This window comes from Psychrobacter sp. I-STPA6b, assembly GCF_020662265.1.
Lineage (GTDB): Bacteria > Pseudomonadota > Gammaproteobacteria > Pseudomonadales > Moraxellaceae > Psychrobacter.
The window spans coordinates 307150-326948 of the sequence record NZ_VEWM01000080.1 but is presented as its reverse complement, the minus strand read 5'-3'; the positions used below and the strand labels follow the sequence as shown (position 1 = coordinate 326948).

General features: G+C 37.8%; 20 protein-coding genes and 3 tRNA genes. 11 read left to right on the top strand and 12 right to left on the bottom strand.

What is annotated here, in order from left to right:
* Position 1: 1 nt before the first annotated feature.
* The gene (locus FHK88_RS11310; RefSeq protein ID WP_227430849.1) at positions 2-361 is read right to left on the bottom strand and encodes a helix-turn-helix domain-containing protein; all 360 of its coding nucleotides are present in this window, start codon (positions 359-361) and stop codon (positions 2-4) included.
* A gap of 247 nt (positions 362-608) precedes the next feature.
* Here FHK88_RS11310 and FHK88_RS11305 point away from each other — a divergent pair, with 247 nt between their 5' ends.
* The 4 genes from FHK88_RS11305 (at position 609) to FHK88_RS11290 (ending at position 4507) form a co-directional block, all read left to right on the top strand.
* Entirely contained in the window at positions 609-1514 is a 906-nt protein-coding gene (locus FHK88_RS11305; protein WP_227430848.1) for a helix-turn-helix transcriptional regulator, read from the top strand.
* Positions 1515-1896: 382 nt separating this feature from the next.
* On the top strand, positions 1897-2886 hold the full coding sequence (locus FHK88_RS11300; RefSeq protein ID WP_227430847.1) for a GTPase family protein: 990 nt from the start codon (positions 1897-1899) through the stop codon (positions 2884-2886).
* Between the two features lie 124 nt (positions 2887-3010).
* Positions 3011-3784, top strand: a complete 774-nt coding sequence (locus FHK88_RS11295) for a GTPase family protein (protein WP_227430846.1) — start codon at positions 3011-3013, stop codon at positions 3782-3784.
* An 81-nt stretch (positions 3785-3865) separates the two neighbouring features.
* On the top strand, positions 3866-4507 hold the full coding sequence (locus FHK88_RS11290; protein ID WP_227430845.1) for a HEPN domain-containing protein: 642 nt from the start codon (positions 3866-3868) through the stop codon (positions 4505-4507).
* Between the two features lie 542 nt (positions 4508-5049).
* Here FHK88_RS11290 and FHK88_RS11285 read toward each other — a convergent pair.
* The 7 genes from FHK88_RS11285 to FHK88_RS11255 form a co-directional block, all read right to left on the bottom strand.
* Positions 5050-5499, bottom strand: a complete 450-nt coding sequence (locus FHK88_RS11285) for a hypothetical protein (RefSeq protein WP_227430844.1) — start codon at positions 5497-5499, stop codon at positions 5050-5052.
* A 232-nt stretch (positions 5500-5731) separates the two neighbouring features.
* Positions 5732-5822, bottom strand: a tRNA-Ser gene (locus tag FHK88_RS11280).
* An 89-nt stretch (positions 5823-5911) separates the two neighbouring features.
* Entirely contained in the window at positions 5912-6634 is a 723-nt protein-coding gene (locus FHK88_RS11275) for a hypothetical protein (protein ID WP_227430843.1), read from the bottom strand.
* Between the two features lie 174 nt (positions 6635-6808).
* The gene (locus FHK88_RS11270) at positions 6809-7117 is read right to left on the bottom strand and encodes a CopG family transcriptional regulator (protein ID WP_227430842.1); all 309 of its coding nucleotides are present in this window, start codon (positions 7115-7117) and stop codon (positions 6809-6811) included.
* Positions 7118-7366: 249 nt separating this feature from the next.
* Positions 7367-7442, bottom strand: a tRNA-Asn gene (locus FHK88_RS11265).
* 270 nt (positions 7443-7712) lie between these two features.
* Positions 7713-7788, bottom strand: a tRNA-Asn gene (locus tag FHK88_RS11260).
* Between the two features lie 171 nt (positions 7789-7959).
* Positions 7960-9162, bottom strand: a complete 1203-nt coding sequence (locus FHK88_RS11255) for a pyridoxal phosphate-dependent aminotransferase (protein ID WP_227430841.1) — start codon at positions 9160-9162, stop codon at positions 7960-7962.
* Between the two features lie 184 nt (positions 9163-9346).
* Here FHK88_RS11255 and FHK88_RS11250 point away from each other — a divergent pair, with 184 nt between their 5' ends.
* Together FHK88_RS11250 and FHK88_RS11245 are read left to right on the top strand one after the other, a co-directional pair.
* Entirely contained in the window at positions 9347-9895 is a 549-nt protein-coding gene (locus FHK88_RS11250; protein WP_227430840.1) for an acyl-CoA thioesterase, read from the top strand.
* Between the two features lie 224 nt (positions 9896-10119).
* On the top strand, positions 10120-10677 hold the full coding sequence (locus tag FHK88_RS11245; RefSeq protein WP_227430839.1) for a DUF2059 domain-containing protein: 558 nt from the start codon (positions 10120-10122) through the stop codon (positions 10675-10677).
* A 178-nt stretch (positions 10678-10855) separates the two neighbouring features.
* On the opposite strand, the gene FHK88_RS11240 is transcribed toward FHK88_RS11245, so the two are convergent.
* The 3 genes from FHK88_RS11240 to hflX form a co-directional block, all read right to left on the bottom strand.
* Complete coding sequence (locus tag FHK88_RS11240; RefSeq protein WP_227430838.1) at positions 10856-11548, bottom strand: LrgB family protein; 693 nt, start codon at positions 11546-11548, stop codon at positions 10856-10858.
* Between the two features lie 12 nt (positions 11549-11560).
* Complete coding sequence (locus tag FHK88_RS11235) at positions 11561-12013, bottom strand: CidA/LrgA family protein (RefSeq protein WP_227430837.1); 453 nt, start codon at positions 12011-12013, stop codon at positions 11561-11563.
* 274 nt (positions 12014-12287) lie between these two features.
* A complete protein-coding gene (gene hflX / locus FHK88_RS11230; RefSeq protein ID WP_227430836.1) occupies positions 12288-13667 on the bottom strand; it encodes a ribosome rescue GTPase HflX in 1380 nt (459 codons plus the stop codon).
* A 322-nt stretch (positions 13668-13989) separates the two neighbouring features.
* Between hflX and FHK88_RS11225 the strand changes: the two genes are divergently transcribed.
* The 3 genes from FHK88_RS11225 (at position 13990) to FHK88_RS11215 (ending at position 17308) form a co-directional block, all read left to right on the top strand.
* Positions 13990-15138 (top strand): GNAT family N-acetyltransferase, encoded by a 1149-nt coding sequence (locus FHK88_RS11225; protein WP_227430835.1) that lies wholly within the window; start codon positions 13990-13992, stop codon positions 15136-15138.
* A 216-nt stretch (positions 15139-15354) separates the two neighbouring features.
* Complete coding sequence (pncB, locus tag FHK88_RS11220; RefSeq protein WP_227430834.1) at positions 15355-16596, top strand: nicotinate phosphoribosyltransferase; 1242 nt, start codon at positions 15355-15357, stop codon at positions 16594-16596.
* Positions 16597-16669: 73 nt separating this feature from the next.
* A complete protein-coding gene (locus FHK88_RS11215) occupies positions 16670-17308 on the top strand; it encodes a thiamine phosphate synthase (protein WP_227430833.1) in 639 nt (212 codons plus the stop codon).
* Positions 17309-17427: 119 nt separating this feature from the next.
* Here FHK88_RS11215 and FHK88_RS11210 read toward each other — a convergent pair whose 3' ends face one another.
* Entirely contained in the window at positions 17428-17757 is a 330-nt protein-coding gene (locus tag FHK88_RS11210) for a TraR/DksA family transcriptional regulator (protein WP_227430832.1), read from the bottom strand.
* A 214-nt stretch (positions 17758-17971) separates the two neighbouring features.
* On the opposite strand from FHK88_RS11210, the gene FHK88_RS11205 reads away from it, so the two are divergent.
* Both FHK88_RS11205 and FHK88_RS11200 read left to right on the top strand, forming a co-directional pair.
* Positions 17972-19168 (top strand): phosphoglycerate kinase, encoded by a 1197-nt coding sequence (locus FHK88_RS11205; protein WP_227430831.1) that lies wholly within the window; start codon positions 17972-17974, stop codon positions 19166-19168.
* A 214-nt stretch (positions 19169-19382) separates the two neighbouring features.
* Positions 19383-19763 (top strand): hypothetical protein, encoded by a 381-nt coding sequence (locus tag FHK88_RS11200; protein WP_227430830.1) that lies wholly within the window; start codon positions 19383-19385, stop codon positions 19761-19763.
* Positions 19764-19799 lie beyond the last annotated feature (36 nt).

Below are 19799 nucleotides of genomic sequence, written 5' to 3'. Positions count from 1 at the left end.
ATTACTTTTTATCCCTGCCTTGTTGATACCACTGGACCATTGTCTCAACAATCTCTAATAACTGTACCCGTTCTTTTTCATCCAACTGAGCTAATAACTGCTGAATCCGTCTGGATTGATCCAAGGCTAACACACTACTTTGGGTCAATAAATCTGCTGTCTCACAGCCGAAAATATCAGCCATCTGCATCAGCCGTGCAACCGTTGGCATAATCTTACCTCGCTCCATACGAGATACCGCATCATTACTAATCTCTAAATACTCTGCAACCTGAGCCTGAGTTAGCCCTGCCAACTGTCTATTTTTAGCGATTGCTCGACCAATATTTCTGCTTAACTCATCATCTGTACGCAATACCATAAAACCTCCCATTTATTTTGGAATACTAGGCATTACCGTATTGAGATACAGTGCTAATAAGTTATATACTAGACTTTAAACATTGCTTTTACTCTTTTTTGTTGTCATTTTAAGCAAAAAAAGAGCAGTTTTTCTTTAGTTTGCGACATAACCTGTCAAGTATAGTTGTTAAAATAATAAAAAATATACTGTAAAGAGAGATACAGGTAAAAAAGATAATAGGATAAATAGAGGGTACTAAGGATATATGACATCAAAAAAACATGAACGCCTTGCCGTACGACTAACAGACATTATCATTCGCCTTAATAATGGTGAACGTCTTAACATCCATGATTTAGCAGATGAACATAAAGTCTCTGTACGTACCATACAAAGAGACTTAAACGAACGGCTTGCGCTCTTTGACTATGCAGAAGCTGGCTCAAGCCATTACCAACTCAATAAAAATAAACAGGGGCATTTGAGTCAAGCAGAAATTCGCCGTATAGCAAACTTTGCCAGCATACAAGACCTATTTCCCGAAGTTGACCGTCGTTTTTTCCAAGAAAAACTAAGTCAAAGTATTACAGTAAAAGGATTTCAATACGAAAATATTCGTCATAAACAAAGAGAATTCGACAGAATTACCAAAGCCATTGATGAGAATCGTTATATTGAATTTGATTATCAAAAAGTACGTGGCAAGAAGACAGAAACACAACTTAAACACCATAAACTGCAACCTTATCATTTATTAAATAAGAATGGCATTTGGTATGTGGTCGGGCTTAAAGAGCAACAACAGCGTATCTATTGCTTTACCCAGATGAATAACATTCAGCTTTCTGAGGAAACCTTTGTGTGTGACCCAGAGATTAAGGAAGAAATACTAGCCACAGACAGTTTGTTTTTTGGCAATCGTATCAGTGAAATTGTGCTACAGGTGAATGCCAAAGTTGCAGGATATTTTCAACGGCGAGATTTATTACCCAATCAGGAGTTAGTACGTCATCTGGATAATGGTGATTTGCTATTGGTTTGTAAGAATATTCATCCTAGAGAAATCACCCCGATTGTACAGTATTGGATACCTCATATACGGGTGATTAGCCCTGTTGAAGTCCAGCAGAAGATGGAAGAGGGGTTAAGAGAGTATTTGGGTTTGATATAAGGAGGATGTAAAGATGGTTATGAAATATGATGCTTATCAAAAAATATACTTGGAGAATAAACAAAAAACGAAACCTTGTAGTACCAAGCCATCCGTTATTATTCTGTTCCCTCATGCTCAGAAAACAGGCTGTTCTACGATTGAAGCATATCTAGAAAAACAGCGAGGGAATAAGTGCTAATCAAACCTCTTAGCTTACATAGAACTTAGTTAAGATAAGGTATTAGTTTATATGAATATCAAAAAGTAAGGATAATTTTTTAGAGTGTTTCTAATATTAGAAATAGAATAATAGAAAAAGGAGGTTAGGCTGATAGAGTATTTATTTAAGTAGATGTAGATATAGACTATAAATTTTTAAATTAATTTGGAGTAAATCAATATGAGATTAGATGATTTTAAAGCTGTAATACGTGACTTGGCAACTGAACATGGAATGAGTGAAAAAGCAAAACAACATTTAATGTTAAGTATACAAAAGCTCGCTGATGAAAAAATTAATATTCTCGTTACAGGTGCAACAGGTTGTGGTAAAAGCTCAACAATTAATGCCTTATTTGGAGAAAATGTTGCTAAAGTTGGTCAAGGTGTTGATCCTGAAACAATGGATATTAAAAAATTTGAATTAAATAATATTATACTGTGGGATAGTCCAGGTTTGGGTGATGGTAAAGAGGCTGATCGTCGTCATTCAAAAAATATTATTAATAAGCTATATGAGAAAGATAAAGATGGCAATGCTTTAATTGATTTAGTGTTAGTCATCTTAGATGGCTCATCTCGGGATTTGGGAACATCATTTGAATTAATTAATCAAGTGATTATTCCAAATTTAGGTGAAGATACTAACCGTCTACTAGTTGCTATTAATCAGTGTGATATGGCAATGAAGGGGCGTTATTGGGATCATGAGAAAAATAAACCTGAGAATAAGTTGGTTGAATTTTTAGATGAAAAGGTAGAATCAACCCGTAAGCGTATTCATGAGGCAACAGGTGTTAATGTTGAACCCATCTATTATTCAGCAGGATATAAAGATGGTGATGAGGAACAACAACCTTATAACCTGTCTAAGTTATTTATGTTTATTGTTAATAGTACTAAGCCAAAAAAACGGGCTGTTTATATTAATGATATGAATATAGATAAAAAGGTTTGGGAACATGATGATAAATTGCAAGATTATCAAAAGGAAGTTCAACAAAGTTTTATAGACTCTATTCGTGAATCTGCTCAGACAGGTGGTGAAATTGGTGAGGAAATAGGAAGTTTACTTGGTTCTGGAGGGCGAGCCGTTGGGCGAGTTATTGGAACTGTTGTGGGTGGAGCTGTTGGAGTAGTTAAATCATTTTTTAGTGGTTTATTTGGCTAAGAACTTAAACTAACTAATAATTTACCTAAACTTTATGTTGGAAGTATCTTATGGAAAACTAATAAAGTTAATATTAGATACTTCTAACACTATATCAGTATACATATTTTGAAATAGGAGTTAGATGATGACTGATGTTTTTTCCTTATTAAATCAGGTGGAAAACCTGATTAAACAATTAGAGAGTATGCAAGAGATTAATGGCAGTTATGCACGAACTTATAGAACACAAGAATTACTTAATAAAATAAACTCAATGGGTGCATATCCTTTAGATATATTGTTGGTTGGTGCAACTGGTGTAGGTAAATCTTCAACAATTAATGCATTGTTTGGTAATGATGTTGCAAAAGTAGGTAAGGGTGCTGATCCTGAAACCATGGAAATAGACCATTATGATATTGGAGAAAGTAAACTTAGGTTTTGGGATAGTCCTGGTTTGGGTGACTCTCCCAGTAAAGATGTGATTCATAAAAAGAAACTGGTTGATACGCTTTATAAAACTTATACTCATGATGATGGCACATGGGGACTTATTGATTTGGTTTTAGTAATATTAGATGGGTCATCTCGTGATTTTGGTACAACATATCATTTACTTGAGGAGGTTATTTGTCAACAAATACCATCTGATAGAATTATTACAGTTGTTAATCAATGTGATATGGGTATGAAGGGTCGCTACTGGAATTCTAAAAATCACTTCCCAGAAGAAAAATTAAAATTATTTTTGGAAAATAAGGTAAAGTCAGTACAAAGTCGTATTTATGAAAATACAAAACAAAAAATCAGCATGCCTGTTTATTATTCTGCCACAGAAAACTATAATATATCTAAGGTGATGGATAGCATTATTCAGCATGTGCCAAAAAGTAAACGTAAGATTAATATTAGTTAATTTAAAACATCTATCATAACTTAAAATTTTTAGGAAAAATAGCTTATATACAGTGAAAAAACTAGCTATTAAGGCAACAATATGACATTACTTGAGCAGTTTAATAATACTCGTAGTAGTCGCCCAGATGAATTAAACCTACGCCTACATCGTGCTTTCAGTTGGATAACCAAAGCTCAAGAGTGTGATGATAAGGATATTCAATTTATCAGCCTATGGATAGCCTTTAATGCCGTTTATGCTCGCAAAATGGGGCTAAATATAACAAACAGTGAAAAGGCAGAGTTTCGCCGTTTTATTCAAATGATTTGTCAGCTAGATAAAGTGCAGGCTATTTATAATCTAGTTTGGGATACTTATTCAGGGAGTATTCGTACACTACTAGATAACCGTTATACATTTCAGCCATTTTGGGATTTTCATAATAGTCATATTAGTGAGCAAGCATGGCTAGAGGACTTTAAACAGGCAAAAAGTAAGGTTCATGTAGCACTGACTAATAAAGATACAGATATTATCCTAGCTGTGGTATTTGAACGACTATATACGCTACGCAATCAAATCGTACATGGTGGAGCAACGCATAATAGCCAAGTTAATCGTGAGCAGGTTAAAGATGGCTGTGCCATTTTATCCTCACTATTACCGCTGATGATACAAATCATGATGAGCCATCATGACCAGATGGATTGGGGCAAGCCGTTTTATCCTGTGGTTAACTAATTACTGAATATATTAAAAGGCTAGGCTTAATGCCTAGTCTTTTTTTTATCTATATAGAAGTAATTTACCAACGAGTTCTTGGTAAATAATCCACATTTTCTAAGTCAGAATACAGTGTATCATCTATACATTTTCATTCAGCAACTTGTCTACCATTAGCTTCTACTAAAATGCCACTTTGAAATGCATGTGTATGGGTATCAAGACTGGTAAAGAGACTATTACCATTTGGTAAATTTAGTATATTATTATGCCAGCGTCCTGCACCTATGTCCCACCAATGCTAGATACTGGTTCTATGATAGGGGAGGGTTAACTTCATCTCTGGTGAATTTAAATTTCTTCCAAATCGATAGGTAATATAACCATTATCATCGTCACACACCTGTACTTTTTTATGGTTCCCCTTGACTGTGCAGCTAAAGAGTTTATCGCATATTGCATAAGAAGAAGTAGCTATTACTGAAACAAACAAAGCAGTGATTAATTTATAGGTAGTTTTCATCATATATTCTCTTATTTATAGGTTTGGTTATTTGTTATTATGGATAGCAGTTTTGATTGGCATCTTGAACAAATGAAATGTCATTACGATTAAATATATCTGTAACCATACAGCTGTGATGATTACAAGATAAAGAGTATGAAACTTTTCCTCCATAGCCAAATCTAGTTAATACCCTACCATCATGCATATTTGTAAAAGTAATTTGAGTATCAAAAATTGGATCTACTGAGTCCCAAAGATTAATATCAGTACATAACATACCTTCTTGAGCTTCAAATCCACTTGCTAATATTAATGCTAACTTAAGCTCAGGGCTAGAGACCTTATAAAGCGCTTCATAACAGGAGTCAGAGTCTCTATTAACTTCATAGGCAACACAGTTTTTATAGAGGCTTTTGAGGGTATTTACTTTTAGAGTGTCCTCATTAGCATTTGCTAAGGGTGCTAAAAAGAACAAGGTCATTAATATTGTCAGTTTTTTCATAACTTTTCTCCCTAGATTTATTTTGATTCTCATCGCTGACTGCTTGAGATGATTTTTATAGTATGCAGTATATGTTTGACAGGTTATGTCGTTTAAATAAATTTATATATTTTTTTCATGAAGGGAGAGAGGATGTAGGGAGATGAATACAGTTATGACATAATCGAAAAAATAATTTCCATCACCCATAAAAAAAGCCAATTACTAAATTAGTAATTGGCTTTTTGGTATATGGCGGAAGCGGAGAGATTCGAACTCTCGGTGGGCTATGAACCCACGCCGGTTTTCAAGACCGGTGCATTCAACCGCTCTGCCACGCTTCCGTAGGTGCAGTATTATACACAAGTTATATAATACTGCAAGCCCCTTTTCTAAAAAAATTATAATTTTTTTATAGATTCTCTATTTTTTGTTATTTTGGTGTATTTGCAGGCTTACTTTTAGATGTTGACGTTATAGGCAGTTGCACAACTTGATTGTCATCTAAAGTCAGTTTTGCAGAGACAATATGAATACTGGCTGTATCAAGCTGTTTGATGTCTCGTAAGATAGACGCATTTTGTAGGCTATCGTTGATTGCTAATATTCCTTGACCTTGTGGAGCAATAGGTGGCAAAAACTGTGTCAAAGGAATAGTAAGGGTTTGTGGTTGATGCCAAGTAGGTAAGCTAATTTCAATTGTACCTTGGAATGTTTTGACGGCCATATCGCTATTATTGTATAGACTGATGCTAAAGCGGGGGGTATTGGGTGGTGCATTGGTTATCTGCTCAGGAAGTAAGATAAGAGCATAACGTTCCTTAGGACGTTTATCTAACATGTGTTTATCAGAATCTGCATGTTTTTGTTCATATTCACGTTGACTGGATAAAGCTTGTGCAATCGTGACACGATGAGGTCTTTGCTCAGCTTGTATAGACTGCATACGTGCGACATAACGATAAAATAATGCTTGTTCCTCTGTAGAGAGTCTAAGAATAGCCTGTGTACCATTATCATAGTCTGACTCATACGAAGAGCCACCACAGCCAGTTAGTATTATGGTCAAGCCAAACAATAAGCAAATGCTCAAGCCTCTTAATATCAGATAGGGGGTGAGGAGTATATGGTGCTGGCAGACGATATTTTTTGACATAATAGAGCTATTTTTTTGACAAGATAATTTGCACCACTATAGCAGAAGTTTTGTATGGGTAGTTATATACTATGATTTAATGACAATTAAACCAGCACAAAATGGCTGGTTTAATTAGCTGAAGCATCAGTAAAAGATTGGTGAATTAGGGGGATTTAGTAGTGATTGGCGCTATTATGGAAGCTTAGGTGCAGAAGCATTATTTGTATCAATAATTGCTTCATCAATGAGTTTTTGACTGACCCCTTTTTGTCGCAAAGTTTCTAAAAATACTTCATCGTGAGCAAGTGTGTATTTATCATTGTCTCGATCAAGCCCTTGGCGAATATATAAGCGTAATAGACCTTGTATACGATTAAAGCCGTATTCATCCGCAGTTTCTTGTAATAGCAGTAGCATCTCTTCTGAAAGTCGAATACTGATTGGGCGCATGACTTTTTGTGGATGCTCAGAAAATTTGTTTTTAATATGTGGAGGTAACATAGTGGCAACCAGATATTAGGATGAGTGATTGTGATTAATTATGATAAGGGAGGAGTCATTATAAGCCAAAAAAACAGGAACTGAAACCACAGAAGTGGCTATCTTGAGTTAATAATAGTCAATAGTTAGTCATAGTAATGTTATTTAGTTTTATGGCTTTATAATAGATATTATAAATATCAAGACATAAAAAAACCCTTACTTTTTGAAGTAAGGGCTAATTAATATCTATCATATAAGATAGTAATATGGCTCCCCAACCTGGGCTCGAACCAGGGACACACGGATTAACAGTCCGATGCTCTACCAACTGAGCTATTGGGGAATAAGTTGTGTTAACGGCTATCGAATAATAGTGATAACTGCGTTAAGTGGGGCGTATTTTAGCTAAGCTTTTTATGGCTGTCAAGCCTATAAATGGATTTTTCTAAAATTGATACTATTTTACTTTTAGACTCAAAAGAGAAATGAATTTATAGCTTATACTAAGGAGTAATTAACGAGACATTGCTATAAAAAAAAGCCCTTATCTGTGGGATAAGGGCTTTTGGCATTATGGCCAACAATCATCATACCAGCATAGCATGAAATAATATGGCTCCCCAACCTGGGCTCGAACCAGGGACACACGGATTAACAGTCCGATGCTCTACCAACTGAGCTATTGGGGAATAAGTTGTGTTAACGATTATCGAATAATAGTGATAACTGCGTTAAGTGGGGCGTATTCTAGCAAACTTATCAGAAACGTCAAGTGTTTTTTTTAAAGAAAGTGAAATTAATATAAAAAAGCCACCAGATGGTGACTTTTTGTTTAGTGTATATAGTTAGAGTGCTTTGATTTATTCTGCAACGTCTAATTCAGAGACGGCTTTTTCAATACGCGCTAGGGCATCTTGTAATGTTGCTTCATCAGTGGCATAAGAAATACGCATATGACCACCCAGTCCAAACGCATCACCAGGTACGACAGCAACGCCAACTTTATCTAATAGCCACTCTGAAAATTCAGTACATGACTTGAGTCCTGCAGCTTTAACTAATGGCATGATGTTTGGATAAACATAAAATGCACCATCTGGACGTAGGCAAGTGATGCCTTTAATTTTGTTTAAACCATCTACCACCAAATCACAACGCTTTTCAAAAGCAGCAACCATTGGTTCAAGAACGCTTTGGTCACCATTTAGTGCCGCTTCGGCAGCTTTTTGGCTGATAGATGTTGGGTTAGAGGTTGACTGTGATTGGATTTTTTTCATAGCACCAATCAGTTTTGCAGGGCCACCAGCGTAGCCAATACGCCAGCCAGTCATGGCATAAGCTTTTGAGACACCATTTAGGATGATGGCTCTCTCTTTTAGCTCAGGAGCAGCATTTAAGATGTTATAGAATTTATCACCGGTCCAGCGAATATGTTCGTACATATCATCAGAGGCCACATAAACATGAGGATGTTTTTTTAGTACTTCAGCTAAGGCTTTTAGCTCATCTAGGGTATAAATCATACCTGTTGGGTTTGATGGGCTATTTAATACCAAAAGTTTGGTTTTGTCTGTGATGGCATTTTCTAACTGCTCTGCACTTAATTTGAAGTCTTGCTCAGCAGAACATTCTACAATAACAGGCACACCTTCAGCGATTTTAACCATATCAGGATAGCTCACCCAGTAAGGTGCTGGAATGATGACCTCATCGCCTGGGTTGATAAATGCTTGTGCCAAATTGAAAAATGACTGTTTACCACCGCATGAAACTAAAATTTCATTAGCAGCAAACTCAATGTCATTGTCACGCTTAAACTTTGCAATGATGGCTTGTTTTAGTTCTGGTGTGCCATCAACAGCAGTATAGCGAGTGAATCCTTGATTGATTGCATCAATACCTGCTTGGCGAATAAATTCTGGCGTATCAAAGTCAGGCTCACCTGCACCAAGACCAATAATATCTTTGCCGGCAGCTTTTAGCTCCTTGGCTTTGTTGGTAATAGCAAGGGTAGGAGAAGGTTTGATGTTATTTACGCGGTCTGAGAGTTGAAGCTCACTCATAAGTTATCCTTATATTTTTTGATTCATATAAAAAGAAACAGACTTGATTATTAATGATATGACGAATAATAACCAAGTTTTTGCCATACATCGTGTCTATTGTACCATGACATACTGATGACTGTACTATTAAGTATACGACTCTTATAATATGCGTCCTATTAAACTTTAAATTTGGAATTTTATGTCACAGATGAATACAGCATCAACAGCAAAAAAAGCACCTTTAAAAAATGAGCTGTACATGTCAATTTTAATGACGCCTGATATGGCAAACTTTATTGGTAATGTACATGGTGGGGATTTACTCAAAATGCTTGATCAGGTGGCATATGCGTGTGCCAGTCGTTATAGTGGTGCGCATGTTGTGACGTTATCTGTCGATCAAGTGATGTTTCGTGAGCCAATATATGTCGGAGAGTTGGTCACCTTCGCTGCAAGTATCAATTATGTTGGGCGTACTTCTATGGAAGTGGGGATACGAGTTGAAGCTGAAAATATCCAAGCACGAACCATTCGTCATACCAATAGTTGTTATTTTACTATGGTGGCGATTGATGAAAATGGTAAGCCAACCCCTGTACCGCCATTAGAGATTAAATCTCCTTTACAGCAGTGTCGTTTTGATGCGGCTGTAGAGCGTAAAAAAATCCGCATGGATGAGTCGAATCGCCCAAGCTGTGATATTAGCGGATTTGTGGGTGAGCTTGATGGTAATAGTGATGAACAATAGACTATCCCTGTTATCTGCTGTCAGAATGTAATGAGTTTTGTTAGTTTTGTTATTAAATTTATATTCATAACTATTCTTAATATAAAAGCTGTAGTATAACTATTTAATGTTGATATAGGTGGTTTAAATCACTTATCAAAGTTTAAAGTCCATACTTGTAATATTGAATATATAGATTCATTAAATATTTACTAGATACTTACCAAACAAAGGAATTTATTATTATGCGTTCATTACTAAAAACGACAGCTTTAACAGCAACTCTTATTTTTGGCACAAGTATGTTGCCTGCACAAGCGGCTGAGCCAACGGATGCCTCAGTATTGAAGCTGATGCAAGTCATGCATATGTCAGAGACAATGGATCAGATGCTTGGCTCACAACATGATATCGTTCAGCCGATGATACAAGCGGAACTATCACACGCAGAAATGCAGGACTTGACACCTGCACAGAAACAGCAGGTTGCAGAAATTATTAATAGAAATGTTCGTGATATGTTAGATAAAGTTAGACCTCAAATGGTACAGTTGTCACACCAAGGTTTTATTGATGCATCAAAAAAATATTACACACAAGAGGAAGTAGATGCACAAATTGAGTTTTATAGTAGCCCTGTTGGACAGAGTATTATTGAAAAGCAGCCAGAAGTAATGCAAGACTATATGATGACGGCAATGCCTGAGATAATGAAAGCTGTAGATGAGCAAATGCGTATTACTTTGCCAGCAATGAAAAAAGAGCTAGATGCAGTTATTCCTCCTCACAATAACGCAAAATAAATAGCAGATATATCAATATCATTTAACTAGGCTTAGTATATGTTTATATACTAAGCCTTTAATTTGTATAGTCAAAGAACTACTAAACAGTAACGATGTTGACCTCGTTTGCTGTACTATCTGCACTCGGTTGCTTTGTATCTGTTTTAGTTTTCTTTGGCTATAGATAAGTTTATGGCTAAAAAATACTTAAAAAAATCGGTATCCAAATAGCAGTGACAATACCATTAACTGCTAATCCAAAGGCTGCATAACGTCCTGCTGTTTCACTTATCTGCCATGCCTCAACTGTGCCAAAAGCGTGAGCGGCTAGTCCTAGAGCCAAACCTTTAGCACGATCATCTGTGACACCTCTAAATAGCCAGCGTGCAACACCTGCACCCAGTAAACCTGAGACAATGATAATAAGGTTTGCCATCGCTAAGGGAGCATGAATAATTTCAGCAACACTGAGCCCAATTGGTGTGGTTACAGAGCGAGTAGCAAAAGACAATAAAGTCTCTTGGCTAAGTGAAAATAAGTATGCCATCGACATTGGCAGTAATGCGCCTACTGCACTGGCAATAATGACAATGATGGATAAGCGTTTGAGTGGTAAACCTTTAAAGTTCATAGCTGCCAGTGGGATGGCAAGTAGCACGGTGACATAACCTAGCAGATGGTCAAAGATGGGCTTGGCAACGGCATAGTAAGCCTCATACTGCCAGTTGATTAGGTATAAAAATAAAATCACCAAAATCATGGCGGTAATAACTAATGGAATGCCACGAACACGCAGGGCAATCAGACGAGCAATGACATGTGCTATCAGTGTTAAGACAATGGCTGCTAAAATAGCTAAGCTAGGAGCGGAGGCAAAATATTCTGTCATACGATATAACTCCTAGTTAGATGATTGCTGTGAGTCAGTTGTGTTGCATTGCGAGGTCATTGGCTGTTCTGGGGTATCTTTGAGCCAGTGATTAGCAAGTTTGGCAAGTCCCCATAATGGTATTAGGGTACTGACGATGATGGTAATCACAATGCCCCAAAACTCTTCGCCAAGTGCAAATAGTAACAGCCCCGCGCCAGCAGAAACTGGCAAAAAGGCAAATCCACTATCGACAAGTAGTCGGTTACTGGCACGGCTAATCCATTCTGGTAGCCCTACTGTCAGTCGCCATGTCATCAATAAAATAAACATGACTATCATGCCAACAATATTGGCGGCACTTTCAATATTCATGGCTCGGCAGACGATGACTGCCCCTTCACGAACGACTATCACCATTACTAGAGTGAGTATAATGGCAAGATATAAGGGGAGCTTTGGTGTCTGTGTTTGATTTGGCGTCATCTGGCATCTCTTCCATATGATGATGGGTCATGGTTAGATCATGGCTCTCTGTTGCTATTTGCTTTAGTATCGGCTAAATACTCAAGTGCAACAGATGCTAATATCCCTATTATTAACAAATTTTTATAACAAATAAGTATTACTATCATAAATGCTGGTTAGTGCATTTATTAAATCATTCATTATCTTTTCCTTATCCCTTCCTTCTATCTAAATAAGTATTTATCAGCCATTATGTGTATCACAAAATATGGCAAATATTAGGTAGGATATCTTATTCTTTGTCACTGTTTACATCGGCTTGGTCCGTTTGAGCTGGTTCTGCTTGTTCAAATGGCTCAAGCTTTGGCATTAGACGATCTGCTTGTTCTGTTGGCAACACCTGATAGGGGTCAATATCTGCCTGTCCCAGAAGTTGTTTAAGCTTATCATTTGGTAGCCGTACTTTTAAGCATTCGTGTCCTGCTTCATCAAAGTCTTCTTCTAAGATGACATCTAATTGATAGAGTGCATTTTTAAATTGCCCTGCATCGTATGGAAGCGTCAAATCAAAGGTATGCAGTCGTCCAGATAAAAGTTGCTGTACGGCATCATACAATTTGTCGATACCCAGATTTTTTTGGGCAGAGACATAGACACGATTGGGTACACCTTCACGGGCATAACCAATATGAGCAGGCTCTCCAGTTAAGTCTATCTTGTTGTAAACATTGAGAACAGGGACGTCATTATTAATCTCAGCCAGTACTGCTTTGACGGCTTTGATTTGCTCGTGCATATCAGGGCTAGCAGAATCAATGACGTGTAGTAATAAATCAGCTTCTAGTGTCTCTTCTAAAGTGGCATGAAAAGACTCAACCAGCTCATGGGGTAGGTGGCGTACAAAGCCAACCGTATCTACCAAGACCACACGTCCAATTCCTTGCCAGTCGAGACGTCGTAGCGTGGGGTCAAGCGTAGCAAAAAGCTGGTCTGCTGCGTAGATATTTTCATCAACCAAGCGATTAAACAAAGTTGATTTGCCAGCATTGGTATAGCCTACCAATGAGATGGTTAATACATCAGACTTTTGTCGTTTTGCCCGCCCTTGAGCGCGGGTTTGCTTGACTTTATCAAGCTTAGCTTTGAGCTGAGTGACACGAGTTTGTAATAAGCGACGGTCTGTCTCTAGCTGTGTTTCCCCTGGACCTCGTAGTCCAATCCCACCTTTTTGGCGCTCTAAGTGTGTCCAGCCACGAACCAGTCGTGTGGATAAGTGGTTAAGCTGAGCCAGTTCAACTTGTAGTTTCCCTTCATAGGTACGCGCACGCTGGGCGAAAATATCTAAAATTAAACCCGTGCGGTCAAGAACACGACACTGACACAATGCTTCAAGGTTGCGCTCTTGTGAAGGGGAAAGGCTATGGTTAAATATCACAATATCTGCATCATGTAGACGGACTTGCTCAGCGATTTCTTCAGCTTTACCTGTTCCAACAAAGTACTTAGCATCAGGTTTTAGTCGAGAGCCTGTCACAATGGCTAGCTGTTGTGCCCCAGCAGAGTCAACCAATAATTCAAACTCTTCTAAATCATCAGGGTCACGTAGTTGCCTAATGTCTAAATGTACCAGTATCGCTCTTTCACCACCTTCGTGGCGCTCAAAATATTCCAAAAGTTATCACCTTTTACTTATCTAGATATTAAATAATAGAAACATATTTGCGAAAACTTGTCATCATTTTGCCATTATTTTGCCATATAAAGGACATGCTGATGTCACATACTCAAAAAGAAACCTAGTGTCATACACTTCTATAACCACATTGACTTGTAAACTTACTACAAACTTAGTTTATTTTTAGCCGTGTTTTATTGATAGTTGTATGGTCTCTTTTAACTGGGGCAATTTTAACTTTTTTAATCTTTTTATTAAATCATCTCACTTTAAAGTTTAAATTGTTATATGCCCTAAGCAATAAAATGAGCAATAAATTATGACGGATATTATGCCAACTTTGTTTCATATGAATAGTTATATATTAAAAAATCACTATCGTACAAATGATATTGATGCTGGCAATCAAAACAATTTATACCAAAATATTGCCAAGCAAACAAAAAAGCAAACCACAAAACAAGGGGCAATACAGAGTATTTGTGCGACCAGTGAGCCTGAGTATCATCATAATAATTATATTGCTCGTACAAAACAAAGCGAACTTCAGCAAAAAGACGGTAAGATTCTACACGCCAATGTAGAGGACTACCACACTTTTTCTCAAAAAAAGTCTCAGGAACGTACGCAGATACAGTCGCTGTTCATTGATGGGCGCACTCAGCGATTTATCATACCAGATGCAGTTTCTAAGATGAGTGATTCTGAGCATCACTTAACTTCGTTTTTTGGAGCATTGCCTCATTATGATGTTGCGGTTCAACAGTCACAATCAATGAGCCATCTGCCCAGCCATCATCGCATAGATAGTCACCTTGCTTCGGGGTATTTATTGCAAGCACAACAGCTTAGGGCATTGTGTTTTTCACAGACATTTGGTGCGACCTTTCCAGATGGGCGAGATTATGATGAGTTTGATGAGTTTTGTATTCATATTGTATTGATACAAGATGGCAAAGTGGTGGCAACCACACGATTATTAGACTGTCCTCGTGCCAATCAAGCAGGTCGATTTTATAGTGAAAGTGAATTTACACTAACCCATCTTTTATCACGTTATCCTTATAATATTTTGGAAATTGGACGAACATGTATTCATCCGCAATTTCGAGGAATGAAGGCACTGATGCAGTTATGGCAAAGTGTGGGACAGGTTGCACATTTGCTGTCTGTGAATGCGTTTATGGGTTGTTGCTCTATTCCAGTAGGTGCTGGTGATATTCAGGGTTGGCTTCATGATTTGGCTGTACCAAAAGTAGCTGTAAAACCGAAATATCGACTGCCTGAAAGTGTGTTAAGACATTCACCACAGCTTCCACCACTACTAAGGACATATATTAAGATGGGTGCAAGTTTATCCGAGCAAGCATGTTTTGATGTGATGTTTCATTGTGCTGATGTATTTATTTGGATGCCATTTGAACAAATTCAGCCAAGTTACCAAAATTTACTGCAACCAGAGCGATAATTCTCTGGTTTCCTAAATTCTCTGGTTTCCTATTATTTGCACATCATCATATGATAAATGGTTGGTGTAAAACAAAAAGTTTTATCAGTCATCCTTGTTATCATCGTGTTTTATATCAAGTTTTTTATATATATTGCTACCAGCATGTTCAGAAATATGCTAAGTTTTAGGCAATAATTTTAAAATCTCTATTTCCTAATAAAAAAAGGTAGCATTATGAGCGGGAAAATCACACCTATTATTACCTCATTGTTAGATAATGACTTATATAAATTTACCATGCTACAAGCTATGTTACACCAGTTTCCACAGACGCATGGTGTGTATCGCTTTCGTTGTCGCAATTATCAAGAGACAGCTTATCCACTACGAGATATTAAACCTGATTTAGAGTTACAGTTAGATAGTTTGTGTGAGTTGCGTTTTAGTCAAGATGAGCTGGATTATTTACGTGGCTTGCGTTTTTTGCGTTCAGACTTTGTTGACTATTTGGAGCTTTTTCAATTAAAACGCCGATTTATTAAGGTTAGTACAGATGAAAAAAATCGCCTTTGTATTGATATAGAAGGTCCAATGATACAAGCGATGTTTTTTGAAGTGTTTGTATTGGCGATTGTCAATGAGTTGTATTATCAGCGTCTGAGTACGCCTGCGGTTTTAGAAGAAGGTGAGCATCGCTTACAGCAAAAAATAGACAGTTTGCATCAGTATGCTGGTAAACAGCAACGTAATGACCCACCATTTATCATTGCTGACTTTGGAACTCGTCGTCGTTTTAGTAAAACGTGGCAGGCGCATGTTGTTAAAGCATTGCATCGTGCTGAGCCGAATATTGTACGTGGAACGTCAAATGTTTATCTCGCTAAGACTTTAAAGATGACACCTATTGGTACAATGGCGCATGAGTTTATGCAGGCATTTCAGGCGCTGGATGTGCGACTACGCGATTCACAAAAGGCTGCACTTGAGGCATGGGTGCATGAATACCGAGGTGATTTAGGTATTGCTTTGACGGATGTGGTGGGTATGGATGCGTTTTTGCGAGATTTTGATTTATACTTTGCTAAGCTGTTTGATGGGTTGCGTCATGATAGTGGTGACCCGTATGAATGGGGTGATAAGGCAATTGCCCATTATCAAAAGTTAAAGATTAATCCTAAAACAAAACAGTTAACCTTTAGTGATGGGCTGGATATTGCCAAAGCATGGAAGTTACATCAGTATTTTAAAGAGCGCATAAAAACCAGTTTTGGTATTGGTACAAATTTAACCAATGATATGGGTCTGACTCAGCTTAATATTGTGTTAAAGTTGGTTGAATGTAATGGACAGCCTGTTGCTAAGTTGTCAGATAGTCCCGGAAAAACGATGATTAGCAATGATACTTATCTGGCATATTTACGCCAAGTATTTGAGCTGGAGACAGATTCTGATATCAATACCCATATTAGTGATTGATGCCTTATCTCTAAAAGTAGAGTGTTAAAAGTGGGCTTTTTTTATAAAGCAGAAGATTTAGGATGAGATGTGAATGAAGACACCCAGTTTATACTTAATTACAAATGATGATGAGCTAACTGTGTTATGTGAGAAGCTTGATAAAGCATTTGCAACAGGTGTGGTCGAGGTTGTTCAGATTCGTCGTAAAAAAGTGAGTCAAGCGCAAGGGCGTGCTGGTGTATTGCATGAATCAAAACAGATTATTACCTTAGCAGAAAGGTATGGTGTGACTGTGGTGATGAATGATGATATGCAGTTGGCTCATGAGTTGGGTGTGGGTGTGCATCTGGGGCAAGAAGATGGTAACGTGGCATCTGCACGTCAGCTTTTAGGTGATAATGCCCTGATTGGCTGTACTTGTCATGGCTCTGTGGCATTGGTTGAAGAGGCAAAGCGTCAAGGTGCCAGCTATACAGCATTGGGGGCAATCTTTGCATCATCTACCAAGCCAAGCGCACAAACTATTTCTTTATCTGTATTAGAGCAAGTACAACATTGTGATATCGACCTGTGTGTCATAGGTGGCATTAGTGCAGAAAATGTCACCCAGCTTTATCCGTATTCATTGCGTTATGTTGCTGTTGTTGGTGATATTTTGCAGTATCCAGTGGCTGAGATTGCGTTGCGCTGTCAACGCTGGCAGGATGCTCTAGCAGGTTGGATGCAATAGTCTATACCTCTTGTTTGAATCTAAGCTTATTTGAAGCTAAGTCTAAAAAATCCCCTAACCATTATGATTGGGGGATTTTTTTATGATTTTGTTGCTGTGCTATATGTAGCATATAGCGCTTATTCAGCATGTTGCATACATAATGTCGCATATGGCACAGCTTGTAAGCGTTTTTCTTCGATATCTTCACCACATTCTGTACACTCACCGTATGTACCATTTTCAATACGACTCAGTGCATTATTGACATAGTTTAGCCCTTGTTGTGCTTCAACTAATAAGTTTTTACGCATGTCATTTTCACGAGTAGAGATGGCTTGGTCATCCCAGTGCTCATTGAGTGAGTCTTGAGGGTGTTGAATATGGTCTTCGATTTTTTCGATACGAGTGGCATATTCTTCTTTTAAGCTAAGTAGGCGTGTTTTTGCTTCATTAAAATCTATACTCATATCTTTTCCTTATCAATCATTTAGTAATAAAAACATAAATGTACTTGGGTATGATTAATAGGTTACAGAGGCAGAATGTATTACTCAATATGGTTTTGGTTATAGAGTTGTGATGATGAATAAAATGTGTGTTAAAATTTTGTGACATTAATTTGTGATATTGATATGATATTTTGTAAAGCCATAGAAACCAACCCTTTGAGAGGAGCAACAGATGAATTTTTTGCGTATGAATGACTTGGATTTGACGGATAAAAGAGTATTGATACGTGAAGACCTCAATGTGCCAATACGGGCAGGAAAGATTGCTAATGATGCCCGTTTGCAAGCAAGCTTACCAACCATTAAGATGGCATTAGAAAAAGGGGCTGGCGTGTTGGTCTGCTCTCATTTGGGTCGTCCTACAGAAGGTGAGTATGCTGATGAGTTTTCACTACAACCTGTGGCTGACTATTTATCCGAGCAGTTAGGACAAGAGGTGTTATTGAGCCGTGATTATTTAAGCACAGGTGTGAGCGTCACTTCTGGTGATGTGGTATTACTAGAAAATGTCCGCTTTAATAAGGGTGAGAAGGCAGATGACAGTGCATTGTCACAAAAATATGCAGATTTATGTGATGTCTTTGTAATGGATGCCTTTGGTACAGCACATCGTGCACAAGCCTCAACACATGGCGTTATTGAAGCGGTGAATCACCAAAATAAACAAGCCTGTGCAGGACCTTTATTATCCGCAGAGTTAGATGCTTTGAGTAAGGCATTAGAAACGCCAGAAAAACCAATGCTTGCCATTGTTGGTGGCTCTAAAGTCTCGACCAAACTGGATGTATTAACCAGCCTTGCAAAAATTTGTGACCAGATTATCGTTGGTGGAGGTATTGCCAATACATTTTTAGCAGCACAGGGACATTCTGTTGGTGGGTCTCTATATGAAGCTGACTTGATTGAGGTTGCCAAGTCAATCATGAGCCAGACTCAGATTTTATTGCCAGAATATGTGGTGGTGGCAGATAAAGCACAAATTAACTTTGATGATTTTATTGGCTCACTAAATAGTGCAGAAGCCAAAATTAAAGCCGTTGCAGATATCGGTGACAATGAGATGATTTTGGATATTGCGCCACAAAGTGCTGAAAAACTTGCTGATGCTATCAAGTCAGCTAAAACTATTTTATGGAATGGTCCTGTAGGTGTTTTTGAAGTAGATGCATTTGGAGAAGGTACCAAAATCGTTTCAGAAGCAATAAAAGATAGCCCAGCATTTTGTATCGCTGGTGGTGGAGACACATTGGCAGCGATTTATAAATATGAAGTTGCCAATGGTGTTAGTTATATGTCGACAGGTGGTGGTGCATTTTTAGAGTTTGTTGAAGGCAAAACATTACCTGCAGTTGCTGCGTTGAGCCGATAGAAGTGACTATTATTAGGCATATAGTGTATAGATAGTTGGCTCATAGTGGTGTATGCTATATGCTTTAAAGATATTTGGTTGTTACCAAATATGTCTCTCATAGTTGCAGTAGTTGAGTTTTGTTAACAAGTGTAGAGATAACTTGCAAAGAATCTGCAAGCATCGCTACAATACTATGAGAGGAATTAATGTCACATTTAAGTGAGGAAATACAATGTTAAAACGTAACCTATTACTCGTTGCTTTAGTTTCAGGCACAATGTCACTTATGGCATGTAGCCAACAAGTTGAAGATGCCAAAAATGCTGCTGAACAAGCAGGTCAAGATGTCTCTGAAGCAGCAGGCGATGCGGCAACTGCAGCAAGTGAAGCTGGTGACAGTATGGTTGATGATGCAAAAACTGCTGGTGCTGAGGCAACTGATGCTGTTGTTAGTACTGGTGAAGCCATTGCAGATGGTGCAAATGAAGCTGTTGCTGATACTGCCAATGCCGTTGCTGAAGGTGCAGATAAAGTTGCTTCTGATGCAGAAGCTAGACAAGAGCAACATGCTGCTGAAGATATGAATGCTGTATCAGAAGATCAGCAATACTAATCTTTCAAAGCAATTCTTTAAAAGTACTTAACTTTA